Here is an 11,691-nt window from a genome sequence, read left to right as displayed (position 1 = left end):
CCCATGAGCAACACCTCCCCCGAAGACCGCCGCCCCACCCCCGATCCGGCCGAAGACAACGCGTTCTTTCCGTCGCCCTACTCGCTGAGCCAGTTCACCTCGCCCACCTCCGACCTGGACGGTGCGGACTATTCCACGCCCTACACCGGCGGGCGCTGGAAGCTGCTGATGATCGGCGCCGATGAGCGCTATCTGCTCACCGACAACGGCACCCTGTTCTCCACCGGCAACCATCCGGTGGAGACCCTGCTGCCGATGTACCACCTGGACAAGGCCGGCTTCGCCTTCGACGTCGCCACGCTGTCCGGCAATCCGGTGAAGTTCGAATACTGGGCGATGCCTTCAGAAGACACCGAGGTATTGGGGCTGTTCGCCAGGTACCGCGAGGCGTTCAAACAACCGCTGAAGCTGGCCGACGTGGTCGAGACGGCGCTGGGTGAGGATTCGGACTACCTCGGGGTGTTCATCCCCGGCGGCCATGGCGCGCTGATCGGCCTGCCGGAAAGCCCGGAGGTCAAGGCGGTGCTTGAATGGGCTGCGGCAAAGAACAAGTTCGTGATCTCGCTGTGCCATGGCCCGGCGGCGTTTCTGGCCGTGGGCGACAGCCCGATCTACCGGGGCAAGAAGATCGTCGCCTTTCCCGATGCGATGGACGCGCAGACGCCCGACATCGGCTACATGCCCGGCCACCTGACCTGGAAGTTCGGCGAGCAGCTCAAGGCCCTGGGCTTCGACATCCTCAACACCGGTATCTCCGGGGCGGTGCACCGCGACGGTACCCTGCTGACCGGCGACAGTCCGCTGGCCGCCAACCCGTTGGGCAAGCTGGCCGCCACCACGCTGCTGGAGGCCGTCCACAACCGATAGCCGGCAGCCATCACCGCGCGGCGTTTCGCCGCGCTTGCAGCTTCGCGCCCGATCATTAAGCTGACGCCCCCCGGTGGGGGAGCGGACACGCAACGCGCTGCACGCGGCATGTGCATCCGTGCAGTGCGCCCTTCCCTCCCGCAATCGCGCCGCTCCGGCGCAACTGGTGGTATTTGTGAGTAGTGCGCTCGTGGATGCCGTTGTTTGATACCCACGAGTTCCGATGAAACACGTAATTGCTTTTGTCCTGCTGCTGGCCGTCAGCGCCAGCGCACATGCCGATTTTGATGGCCGGGTGGTCAAGGTCGCCGATGGCGACACGGTCACGGTGCTGCACAACCGCGAGCAGGTGCGGGTGCGGCTGGGCAGTATCGACGCCCCGGAAAAACGCCAGGCCTTTGGCACCCGTTCGCAGCAGCATCTGTCGGCGCTGGTGTTCGGGCGCACGGTGCGGGTGGTCGAAGACGGCAAGGATCGTTACGGCCGCACCATCGGCGTGCTGCATGTGCAGGGCGTCAACGTGAACCGGGAAATGGTCAGGGCCGGCATGGCCTGGGCCTATACCGACTACTTGAATGACCGCCTGATGCCGGTACTGGAAATCCAGGCGCGCGTGAGCGGCACCGGTCTGTGGGCCGATCCCCACCCGGTGGCGCCGTGGCAGTTCCGCCGCAATGAAGCGGCGGCACGACGCGCGAAGAAGGCGCAGAACTGACGGCCAAGGGCCGGCGGACGCCGCGCATGGCCGGCTCCGGCCGGCGGCATGACATGCTGCGTTCCACGATCCACCGGCCAGGGCGGCAACCTGGCGGCAGCAGAGCGCCTATGCTGTGGGGACTTTGATTACACACGTGGTCGTCGCCCGCGTCGGCTTTCCCCTCTCAAGGAGTTCCACCATGTCCCTTTCGATGTACAGCGCCTCGATTCCCGTTCTCAAGCAGATGCTCTCCGCCCTGTCCGAGGTGTTGGCCAAGGCCGAAGCCCACGCCACCGAAAAGAAGATCGACCCCAACGCGCTGCTCGGCGCGCGCCTGTTCCCGGACATGTTCCCGCTGGTGCGCCAGGTGCAGATCGCGGCCGATTTCGCCAAGGGCATCAGCTCGCGTCTGGCCAATACCGAAGTGCCCTCGTGGCCGGACAATGCCGAGGCCGGCTTCGCCGAGCTGCAGGCGCTGATCGCCAGAACGCTGGCACATGTGGACAGCTTCAGTGCCGAACAGTTCGAGGGCAGCGAGTCGCGCGAGATCGTGCTGCGCGCCGGCACGCCGAAGGAGAAGAAGCTGCAGGGCAGCGTGTATCTGCTGCAGTACGGGCTGCCGCAGTTCTTCTTCCACGTGACCACCAGCTACGCGATCCTGCGCCACAACGGTGTGGAGCTGGGCAAGCGCGATTACATGGGCAGCTACTGAGTCTGCCGACCCGACAGGCTTTGCCAAATTGAGGAAACCCCGGGTGCGCTCCGCTTACCCGGGCTACCCGCTGAAAGCCTCCGCCGGCGCTGCTGGCGGGGGCTTTTTGTTGCCGGCAGACAACAGGCCGTAGTCCGGGCAAGGCCAACGGCCGCGCCCGGGAACGCCGCCTCAGTCCTCCGCCGCCACAAAGCCCCCGGTCTGCCGCGCCCACAGCCGCGCATACAGGCCACCGGCGGCAATCAGTTGCGCATGGGTGCCGGTCTCGACAATGCGCCCCTGGTCCATCACCACCAGCCGGTCCATGCGCGCGATGGTGGACAGGCGGTGGGCGATGGCGATCACCGTCTTGTTGCCCATCAGCTCGTCCAGGCTCTCCTGGATGGCCGCCTCCACTTCCGAATCCAGCGCCGAGGTCGCCTCGTCCAGGATCAGGATCGGCGCGTCCTTGAGCAGCACGCGGGCAATGGCGATGCGCTGGCGCTGGCCGCCGGAGAGCTTCACGCCGCGCTCGCCGACATGGGCGTCGTAGCCGTGGCGGCCCTCGCTGTCGTGCAGCTCGGCGATGAAGCCATCGGCACGCGCCTTGGCCACGGCCGCGCGCATCTGCGCCTCGCTCGCGTCGGGGCGACCGTACAGCAGGTTCTCGCGGATCGAGCGGTGCAGCAGCGAGGTGTCCTGGGTGACCACGCCGATGTGTGCGCGCAGTGAGTCCTGCTGCACCGAAGCGATATCGACGCCATCGACGAGGATGCGGCCGCGTTCGACGTCGTGGAAGCGCAGCAGCAGGTTGACCAGGGTGGATTTGCCCGCGCCCGAGCGCCCGACCACGCCGATCTTCTCGCCGGCACGCACGTGCAGGTCCAGCCCTTCGATCAGGCCCTGATGCTTGCCGTAGTGGAAGGACACGCCCTCGAAACGGATGTCGCCGGCCAAGTGCGCCAGTTCCGGAGCGCCGGGCGCATCGTCCACCGTCGGCGGCAGCGAGATCGAGTTGATGCCGTCATGCACGGTGCCGATGTTCTCGAACAAAGACGACAGCTCCCACATGATCCACTGCGACATGCCCAGCATGCGCAGCACCAGCGCCACGGTCACGGCGATCGCACCGGCGCTCACCACGCCGCCCTGCCACAGCCACAGCCCCAGCACCACCGAGGAAAACAGCAGCAGCATGTTCAGCGCATACAGCAGCGAGTAGACCCGCGTTGCCAGCCGCATCTGTGGATGCACCTTGTCCAGGAAGCCGGCCATCGCTTCGCGTGCGTAGGCCTGCTCGCGCCGCGAATGCGAGAACAGCTTGACCGTGGCGATATTGGTGTAGCTGTCGACGATGCGCCCGGTCATCTCCGAGCGCGCGTCGGCCTGCTCGCGCGAGATGCGTTCCATGCGGGGCACGAAATGCCACATCAACAGCGCATACCCGATCAGCCAGGCCACGAACGGCAGCATCATCCGCCAATCCGTGGCACCGGCCACCACCAGCGTGCCGATGAAGAACACGAGCACGTAATTGCCGATGTCGAACAGTTTGACCACCGTCTCGCGCACCGCCAGCGAGGTCTGCATCAGCTTGGTGGCGATGCGCCCGGCGAACTCGTCCTGGAAATAGCCCATCGACTGCCGCAACAGGTAGCGGTGCACGCTCCAGCGGATCCGCATCGGGAAATTGCCCAGCAGGGTCTGGTGCTGCACCAGCGAATTGACCATCACCAGCAACGGCAGCCCGACCAGCACCAGCAGCGCCATCCACAGCAGGCGCGGGCCTTCGGCCGCGAGAAAGCTGGCCGGCGTGCTGCTGCCGAGCCGGTCCACCAGCGCGCCGACATAGGCGTAGAGCGCCAGCTCGGCCACCGCGATGCCGGCGGTGGTCAGCGCCATCAGCAGCAGCCATTTTTCCGCGCCACGCGTGTAGTGCCGGCAGAACGCATACAGCCCGCGCGGCGGCTGCGCGGGCGGATCGGACGGGAACGGGTCCAGGCGGGATTCGAACCAACGGAACATGGAAGCAGGCCAGCGATCAGACGAGGTGGGCCATTGTCGCGTATCCCTGCAGTACAGAGCGCACAGGGCACGCGCCTGGCTGTGCGCCACCACCACGGCCAGGCCCGCCTGCGGGCGGAACGGTCCCGCTATCGCCGGTAGTTCGGCATGCCGGACTGCCGGGAAAAACCGGTCGCGCTATCTGCCCCGCCGGTGGTGACCCGGCAGCGCCGGCGTGATGGAACCGGCCTGCCGCTTGGCGACCACCGGCCTGACCGATGGCGCCGTGGCACTCATTTCTTGTCAGACACCGGCACCAGCAGCAGATCCTGGAAATCGAAGCTGAAATCGGTCAGCGAAGACACCGCCTGCATGCGCACCTCGCGCACCTTGCCGTCGGGGTCGAGGCTGAAAGTGACGAAGGCGTCGGCGTTGAGCGAGCGGTTGTCCCAGCGCACGATGAAGGTGTCGTGCTGCCAGTGCTCCATGGTGCCGACCAGATCGGCGGTGGCACCGAAGCGCAGCCGCAGCTTGCCGCTACGCTGCTCGACGAACACATCGCCATACCACGCATCACGGTACGCACCGGCATAGCCGGCCAGCGGCAGCGAGGGCTTGGATTTGGCATCGCGCGCGGCCACATGGTTGGCCCAGCTTTCATCGGCCTTGTCCTGCGACTTGGCCACGGCGGCGGCATAGGCACCCACCCAGTCGTGCGCCGGCGCCTCGAGCATCGCATCGAGCACGCTCATGGTGATGGCGTTGAACGCGGCGCCGGACTCGGCATTGGTCAACACCACCACGCCCAGCTCCTGCCCCGGCACCAGGGTGAGCCGCGACACCTGTCCCGGCCAGCCGCCGGTGTGCCAGACCAGCTTCTGGCCGCGATAGTCACTCAGGCTCCAGCCCTCGGCGTAGCCGGCGAAGTTCGGCCGTGCCGCGTCCAGTTCCGGGACCGACGGTTTGGGCACGACCTGCGGAATCTGCATCTGCCACATCTGCTGCTGGGTCTTCTCGCTGAACAGCGGCGTGCCATCGGCGAGCCGGCCTTCGGCCAGCTGCACGTTCATCCACTTGGCCATGTCCTGCACGCTGGAATACAGGCCACCGGCGCCGGCGGCGTTGGACCAGGTCAGCGGCGGCACCGGGCGCAGGTCGGTGAAATCGAACTTGGCGTGGCCGACGGCGGCCTTGTCACCGGGCTGGAGGTGATCGGCGTTGTAGCGGGTGCCGGCCATGCCGACCTTGTCGAAGATGCGCTGCTGCAGGAAAGCATCGAACGACTGTCCGGACACAGTCTCGATCACCTGCTGGGCCACGGCATAGAGGATGTTGTCGTAGGCGTAGCGGTCGCGGAAGCCGCCCTTGAGTGGCACCTTGGCCAGCCGCGCCACGACCTCGGCATTGGAGTAGGTGGTGGTCGGCCAGAACAGCAGGTCACCGGCCCCCAGGCTCAGGCCGCTGCGGTGCGCGAGCAGATCGCGGATGCGCATCTCGCCGGTGACATAGGAATCGGACATACGGAACGAGGGCAGGTGGTCGATCACCCGGTCGTCCATTTTCAGCTTGCCGTCCTCGGCCAGCAGGTTCAGCGCCGTGGCGGTGAAGGCCTTGGTGTTGGAGGCGATGGCGAACAGCGTGTCGGCCTGCACCTGCTCGGGCTTGCCCAGCTCGCGCACGCCCCAGCCACGCTGCAGGATGACCTTGCCGTCCTTGACCACCGCCACCGCCACGCCCGGCACGTCGAACTGCTCACGTACCCGTTCCACGGTGGCATCGAGCTGCTGCAATTGCGCCGGCGTCACGGTTTCCTGTGCCAACGCGGCCTGTGCGGCCATCCCCATCGCGAGCACCAGCCCGCCGCCCAACCAGTTGTTCAATGTGTGTTCCCTCTGGATCGATACCCGCCCCGCACGGGCCGGCCTTGCCGCGATGGTAACGCGCGCACGCGCACGCTCGCCTTCCACCGCCCGCAGGAACGCCGCCATGGAACTTGCCGCCCGCACCACCGCCACCTTTGTTCCGTGCCTGCGCTACCGCGATGCGCCAGCCGCCATCGACTGGCTGTGCCACGCGTTCGGTTTCCAGCGCCATGCGGTGTACCGGGACGGTGACATCGTCCACCACGCGCAGCTGGTGTTCGGCAACGGCATGCTGATGCTCGGCTCGGTGCAGCCCGGCCCATGGGGTGCGAACATGGTCCAGCCCGATGAGGTGGGCGGCCGGGAAACCCAGAGCGTCTGCGTGATCGTCTCCGACGCCGATGCCCACTGCGTCCGCGCCCGGGCCGCCGGCGCGCAGATCGTCATCGCACTCGCCGACCAGGACTACGGCGGCCGCGGCTATGGCTGCCGCGATATCGAAGGCCATCTGTGGTGGTTCGGCAGCTACGATCCCTGGCAGGCGCCGACGGCTCCCTGACCCGGCACAATGGTGCTTCGCGTGGACACGTTGCGCATGGATGACCTGTTTTCCCGCGATGTCCGTTCGCCGTCCGGCTTCCATGTCGGCATCGGCGGCTGGACCTATGCCCCCTGGCGTGGCGGCGCGTTCTATCCGCCCGGGCTGGTGCAACGGCGCGAGCTGGAGTTCGCCAGCCGCCAGCTGACCAGTATCGAGATCAACAGCACCTACTACGGCGCGCAGAAACCGGCGATCTATGCCGCCTGGCGCGATGCCACGCCGGAAGGTTTCGTGTTCTCGGCCAAGGCGCCCAAGCGCATCTTCACCGCACGCAAGCTGGCGTCTACCGGTGCGCAGGTCGAGGATTTCATCGATGGCATCAGCCATCTGGGTGCCCGGCTGGGGCCGCTGCTGTGGCAGTTCGAGGCCGGGCGTGCGCTGGAAGCGGACGACTTCGCCCGCTTCCTGGCGCTGCTGCCAACGCGGGTCAACGGGCGCCAGCAGCGGCATGCGCTGGAAGTGCGCGAGCGCAGCGTGTTCACCGCGCAACTGGTGGCGCTGGCCCGGCAGCACGGCATGGCACTGGTCTATACCGACTCGGCCACGCATCCCAACGCCGCCGACCTGTGCGGCGACTTCGTCTATGCGCGACTGATGGACAGTCGCGACGTACACGCCAGCGGCTACCCGTTGCCGGAACTGGCCCAGTGGGCCGAACGCGCGCACCGCTGGCGACAGGGGGCCGCGCCTGCCGATCTGCCGTACCTGGTGCGGCCGGACACCGTCGCCAGCACCCCGCGCGAGGTGTTCATCTACTTCATCAGTGCCGCCAAGCACCGCAACCCGGCGGCGGCGCAGGCACTGTTGCGGCTTCTGGGCGAAAAGTGACGGAAGCGGCACAGCGACCGGACCAGGCATCGGCGACAATTCGCCCATGCCGATGAACGACACCCGCAAAGCCCTGCTGCAAATCCATTTCTGTGTGCTGTTGTGGGGCGTGACCGCCATCCTCGGCAAGCTGATCACCCTGCCCGCCCTGCCGCTGGTGTGGTGGCGGATGCTGCTGGTGGTGGCGATGCTGGCGCTGCTGCCGCGGGTCTGGCGCGGGCTGTCCAGCCTCAGCACACGGCTGGTACTCGGCTATGCCGGCATCGGCGCGCTGGTGGCGTTGCACTGGCTGACCTTCTACGGTGCGGTGAAGCTGGCCAACGCCTCGGTGGCGGCGACCTGCATCGCGCTGGCGCCGGTGTTCACCGCGATCATCGAACCATGGATCGCCCGGCGTCCGTTCCAGCTGCGCGAACTGGCGCTGGGTGTGGTGGTACTGCCGGGCGTGGCGCTGGTGGTCGGCGGCGTGCCCGATGGCATGCGCCTGGGCGTGGCGGTGGGCGCGCTGTCGGCGTTGCTGGTCGCCATCTTCGGCTCGTTCAACAAGCGCATGGTCGGCCACGCCGACCCGCTGACGGTGACCGCGCTGGAGCTGGGCGCCGGCACCCTGACTCTGACCCTGCTGGCGCCGCTGCTGCCGTTCCTGCTGCCGGCCCTGGCCAGCGATCTGTGGGTTCTGCCGGATCTGCACGATGGCCTGCTGCTGCTGGCCCTGTCGGGGCTGTGCACGCTGCTGCCGTTCGCGCTGGCACTGGTCGCGCTGCGCCACCTGAGCGCCTACACGGTGCAGCTGGTAACCAACCTGGAGCCGGTGTACGCCATTGTGCTGGCGATGCTGTTCCTGGCCGAGCAGCATGAACTGTCAGCGCAGTTCTATCTGGGTGTGACGATCATCCTCGGTGGCGTGTTCCTGCATCCGCTGCTCAACCGCCTGCGGCCGGCCGCCACCGCCAGCTGAGCGCCACACACGGCAACGAGCTCGCTCCGTCCTGCCGGCAGGGCCGGCTCAGTCGGCCAGCACGACCCGGTCGCGGCCCTGGGCCTTGGCCTGGTAGAGCGCGGCATCGGCCCGGCGCAGGGTATCGGCCGGGGTTTCCCCGGCACGGTGCGCGGCCAGACCGATGCTGACCGACAACGGCAGCCCGATCGGCAACAGGCGCACGGCCTCGCGCAGGTAGTGGCATTGCAATTCGGCCTGGTGCAGCGGGGTCCCGGGCATCAGGATCACGAATTCCTCGCCACCGAAGCGGGCAGCCATGCCGCGTCCGGCAAACTGCGCGCGCAGCACATCGGCCAGCTCGGTCAGCACGCGGTCGCCCTCGCTGTGGCCGTGGATGTCGTTGACCCTCTTGAAGTGGTCGATATCGACGATGGCCACCGCCGGCGGCCCTTCGACGGCGCGTTCGATCGAGGCGGACATCGCCGCGGCCAGGGCGCGGCGGTTGGGCAGGCCGGTCAGCGGATCGGTGCGGGTCTGTTCGGACAGCTCCAGATTGGTCTGTTCCAGCTGCTGGTAGTACTCGGCCAGCCGTGCCTCGTACCACGCGTGCTCGCGATGGTGATGGTCGATCTCGCGGCGCAGCAGACGCATTTCCATCATCCGTCCCACCTGCCGCGACAGCGCGCGCAGGGCGCTGGCACGGTCCGCATCCAGCATGCCGGGCGCCGAATCGAACACACACAGGGTTCCCAGCGCATGGCCGTCACTGCTCAACAGGGGGGCACCGGCATAGAAGCGGATGTTCGGTTCCCCAACCACCGCCGGATTGCCGCAAAAGCGGGCATCCTGCCGCGCATCCGGAACCACGGTCAGCTGCCCCGGCTGGAGAATGGCATGGGCGCAGAACGCCTCGTCACGCGTGGTCTGCTCGCTCTCAAACCCCTGCAGCGCTTTGAACCATTGGCGGTCCTGATCGATCAGGGTCACCGCGCCCATCGCCGTCCCGCACAGTGTGCGGGCGATGGTCACCAGATCCTCGAACTCCTGCTCACGCGCGGTATCCAGGATGCGGTAGCGGTGCAGCGCCGCCAGACGTTCGGCTTCATTGGCGGGAAGCGCGGGTTTGATCATGCTCGGTTTCCGATCCGGCGGCTGGCATCAGGTGGGCATCTGGGATTCTAGCCACCGCACGCAGAGACGGCAGCGAGCCGGTCACACTTCACCAATCGGTCTGTTGCGGCAGCAGGCCGCGCAACTCCTGTTCGGTGAGATTGCGCCACTGTCCGGGCTTGAGTGCACCGAGCTTGATGTTGTCGATGCGCACGCGCCGCAGCTGGGTGACGCGGTAGCCGAACTCCGCGGCCATCAGCCGGATCTGCCGGTTCAGACCCTGCTCGAGAATGATGCGGAAGCCGAATTTGGCGATGCGCGAGGTGCGGCACGGCAGCGTCATCTCGTTGTGGATGCGCACACCACGGGCCATGCCGCGCAGGAACTGGTCGGTGACCGGCTTGTTGACGGCCACCAGGTATTCCTTCTGATGGCCGTTTTCTGCACGCAGGATCTTGTTGACGATGTCACCATTGCTGGTCATCAGGATCAGGCCTTCGGAATCCTTGTCCAGCCGGCCGATCGGGAAAATCCGCTGCTCGTGCCCGACGAAGTCGACGATGTTGCCGTTGACCTCGGTCTCGGTGGTGCAGGTGATGCCCACCGGCTTGTTCAGCGCGATATAGACATGGCGACGGCCAGTGCTCTTGTGAACGGCGCGGGTGCGCAGCGGCTGGCCATCGACCAGCACCTGATCGCCCTCGCCCACCACGGCGCCGGTGCCGGCAACGATGCCGTTGACGGTGACGCGGCGGGCGGCGAGCAGGCGATCGGCCTCACGGCGGGAACAGAAGCCGGTTTCGGCAATGTGCTTGTTGATTCGGATTGTCATCGGGCGATTATCCGCCATCGCCTGCTGTCCGAACAGCGCGCGGCCGGTTCAGGCGGTTTCCAGCTCCGAGCCCGCATCCACCACGCGATTGCGGCCCGCGCGCTTGGCCCGGTACATCGCGTTGTCGGCCCGCCGCATCAGCCCGGCCACATCCTCGTCCCGCGCCTGCAGCTGCGCCAGCCCGATGCTGACCGTCACCACCAGCCCTTCATGCTGCAGATTCCGGGCGTTGTGCGTGATTTTCTCGCGCATCTGCTCCAGCCGCGGCGCAGCCACGCCGGCCGTTGTGCCCGGCAGCAGCACGAGGAACTCCTCGCCGCCCATGCGGATCACATCCATCTTGTTACGCACGCCTTGCGCCAGCGTCCTGGCGACCAGCACCAGCACCTCGTCGCCCACATCGTGGCCGTAGCGGTCATTGATCTGCTTGAACAGATCGATATCGAGAAAGCCGATCGACAGCGGCTGTGCACTGGCGCGCGCCTGCTGCATGTACTGCTCAAGCTGGCGCAAGCCGGCGCGACGGTTGGGCAGCCCGGTAAGCGCATCGGTATCGGCCAGATGCCGCATCTCGTCGCGCTGCTGGCGCAGACGGCCCAGGCCACGGTTGAGTGAATAGGCCGACACCATCAAAAACCAGGTGACCGACAGCTGGATGATTTCGACCCGGTACTGGACCAGCAGCCGGCTGCCGAACAGATCCGCCAGTTCGATCACCAGCAGCGGCAGCACCGCGGCCAGCCCCTCCAGCGCCCTGAAATTGCGCCGGTACAGCGACACGCCCCCCAGCAGGAAGGTCAGCGCGCAGATCAGCAGGAACAGATGGTCCAGGGCCGTTCCCACCCACGACAGCAGTGGCCACGGCATCGCCGGCGCGCCCAGCGCGAGCACGACCAGCACGGCCAGCAGGCCTTTCATCACCGGCCGCGAGCGCTGCAGCACCCGTGGCCCCCCGCACAGCCGCCACATGATCCAGCCCATCACCGCGACCCGCAGCGAGGACAGCGCGACCTGCCACCACGCTGCCGTGCGTCCCACCGGCAACCACGGCTCGGGGTAGCCGCTCAGCCCGCTCAGTACCGACTGCCAGACCACCAGCAGCACGCACACCAGCGCGTACAGCAGGAATTCGCGCCCAAGTGTGGTGAGAAAACCGATCAACGCCGACAACGCCAATGCCAACGCGATGGCGATGCAGGCGGTGCGGATCAGCAGGCGCACGGTATCGATCTGCTGCACCGGACTGGGGGCCCCCAGTC

At 67.1% G+C, this 11,691-nt stretch carries 11 protein-coding genes; 6 read left to right on the top strand and 5 right to left on the bottom strand.

Annotated features, from left to right (window positions below; genetic code table 11):
- Positions 1 to 3: 3 nt before the first annotated feature.
- From hchA to ARC78_RS15200, 3 genes are all read left to right on the top strand, one after another.
- Positions 4 to 867: a glyoxalase III HchA gene (gene hchA / locus ARC78_RS15210; protein WP_057506583.1), complete on the top strand. Its 864-nt coding sequence runs from the start codon at positions 4 to 6 to the stop codon at positions 865 to 867.
- A gap of 223 nt (positions 868 to 1,090) precedes the next feature.
- Positions 1,091 to 1,582 (top strand): thermonuclease family protein, encoded by a 492-nt coding sequence (locus ARC78_RS15205; RefSeq protein ID WP_054657357.1) that lies wholly within the window; start codon positions 1,091 to 1,093, stop codon positions 1,580 to 1,582.
- A 181-nt stretch (positions 1,583 to 1,763) separates the two neighbouring features.
- Positions 1,764 to 2,276 carry a DUF1993 domain-containing protein gene (locus ARC78_RS15200; protein ID WP_054657355.1) on the top strand — a complete coding sequence of 171 codons (513 nt, stop codon included), beginning with the start codon at positions 1,764 to 1,766 and terminating at the stop codon, positions 2,274 to 2,276.
- Between the two features lie 171 nt (positions 2,277 to 2,447).
- Here ARC78_RS15200 and ARC78_RS15195 read toward each other — a convergent pair whose 3' ends face one another.
- Positions 2,448 to 4,280 carry an ABC transporter ATP-binding protein gene (locus ARC78_RS15195; RefSeq protein ID WP_054657353.1) on the bottom strand — a complete coding sequence of 611 codons (1,833 nt, stop codon included), beginning with the start codon at positions 4,278 to 4,280 and terminating at the stop codon, positions 2,448 to 2,450.
- Positions 4,281 to 4,552: 272 nt separating this feature from the next.
- The gene (locus tag ARC78_RS15190) at positions 4,553 to 6,139 is read right to left on the bottom strand and encodes a serine hydrolase (RefSeq protein ID WP_425480572.1); all 1,587 of its coding nucleotides are present in this window, start codon (positions 6,137 to 6,139) and stop codon (positions 4,553 to 4,555) included.
- A gap of 106 nt (positions 6,140 to 6,245) precedes the next feature.
- On the opposite strand from ARC78_RS15190, the gene ARC78_RS15185 reads away from it, so the two are divergent.
- From ARC78_RS15185 to ARC78_RS15175, 3 genes are read left to right on the top strand one after another with little or no spacing between them, the layout of a single operon-like run.
- A complete protein-coding gene (locus ARC78_RS15185; protein WP_054657351.1) occupies positions 6,246 to 6,680 on the top strand; it encodes a VOC family protein in 435 nt (144 codons plus the stop codon).
- 36 nt (positions 6,681 to 6,716) lie between these two features.
- Positions 6,717 to 7,550 carry a DUF72 domain-containing protein gene (locus ARC78_RS15180; RefSeq protein ID WP_057506584.1) on the top strand — a complete coding sequence of 278 codons (834 nt, stop codon included), beginning with the start codon at positions 6,717 to 6,719 and terminating at the stop codon, positions 7,548 to 7,550.
- Positions 7,551 to 7,596: 46 nt separating this feature from the next.
- Complete coding sequence (locus tag ARC78_RS15175; protein ID WP_057506582.1) at positions 7,597 to 8,508, top strand: DMT family transporter; 912 nt, start codon at positions 7,597 to 7,599, stop codon at positions 8,506 to 8,508.
- A gap of 48 nt (positions 8,509 to 8,556) precedes the next feature.
- Here ARC78_RS15175 and ARC78_RS15170 read toward each other — a convergent pair whose 3' ends face one another.
- The 3 genes from ARC78_RS15170 to ARC78_RS15160 form a co-directional block, all read right to left on the bottom strand.
- The gene (locus tag ARC78_RS15170) at positions 8,557 to 9,621 is read right to left on the bottom strand and encodes a GGDEF domain-containing protein (RefSeq protein ID WP_054657349.1); all 1,065 of its coding nucleotides are present in this window, start codon (positions 9,619 to 9,621) and stop codon (positions 8,557 to 8,559) included.
- A gap of 88 nt (positions 9,622 to 9,709) precedes the next feature.
- Positions 9,710 to 10,432 (bottom strand): pseudouridine synthase, encoded by a 723-nt coding sequence (locus tag ARC78_RS15165; protein ID WP_054657347.1) that lies wholly within the window; start codon positions 10,430 to 10,432, stop codon positions 9,710 to 9,712.
- Positions 10,433 to 10,480: 48 nt separating this feature from the next.
- Positions 10,481 to 11,691 (bottom strand): GGDEF domain-containing protein (locus ARC78_RS15160; protein ID WP_057506581.1); only part of this gene is annotated, 1,211 nt, incomplete at its 5' end.

It is taken from the genome of Stenotrophomonas pictorum JCM 9942 (assembly GCF_001431585.1).
Taxonomy (GTDB): domain Bacteria; phylum Pseudomonadota; class Gammaproteobacteria; order Xanthomonadales; family Xanthomonadaceae; genus Stenotrophomonas; species Stenotrophomonas pictorum.
This window is presented reverse-complemented; position numbering and strand designations above follow the sequence as displayed.

What these genes read in the sequence shown, in the direction of transcription:
- ARC78_RS15165 (WP_054657347.1), bottom strand. Translation starts at nt 10,432, where the DNA reads ATGACAATCCGAATCAACAAGCACATTGCCGAAACCGGCTTCTGTTCC.
- ARC78_RS15170 (WP_054657349.1), bottom strand. Translation starts at nt 9,621, where the DNA reads ATGATCAAACCCGCGCTTCCCGCCAATGAAGCCGAACGTCTGGCGGCG.
- ARC78_RS15200 (WP_054657355.1), top strand. Translation starts at nt 1,764, where the DNA reads ATGTCCCTTTCGATGTACAGCGCCTCGATTCCCGTTCTCAAGCAGATG.
- ARC78_RS15175 (WP_057506582.1), top strand. Translation starts at nt 7,597, where the DNA reads ATGCCGATGAACGACACCCGCAAAGCCCTGCTGCAAATCCATTTCTGT.
- ARC78_RS15180 (WP_057506584.1), top strand. Translation starts at nt 6,717, where the DNA reads ATGGATGACCTGTTTTCCCGCGATGTCCGTTCGCCGTCCGGCTTCCAT.
- ARC78_RS15205 (WP_054657357.1), top strand. Translation starts at nt 1,091, where the DNA reads ATGAAACACGTAATTGCTTTTGTCCTGCTGCTGGCCGTCAGCGCCAGC.
- ARC78_RS15195 (WP_054657353.1), bottom strand. Translation starts at nt 4,280, where the DNA reads ATGTTCCGTTGGTTCGAATCCCGCCTGGACCCGTTCCCGTCCGATCCG.
- ARC78_RS15185 (WP_054657351.1), top strand. Translation starts at nt 6,246, where the DNA reads ATGGAACTTGCCGCCCGCACCACCGCCACCTTTGTTCCGTGCCTGCGC.
- hchA (WP_057506583.1), top strand. Translation starts at nt 4, where the DNA reads ATGAGCAACACCTCCCCCGAAGACCGCCGCCCCACCCCCGATCCGGCC.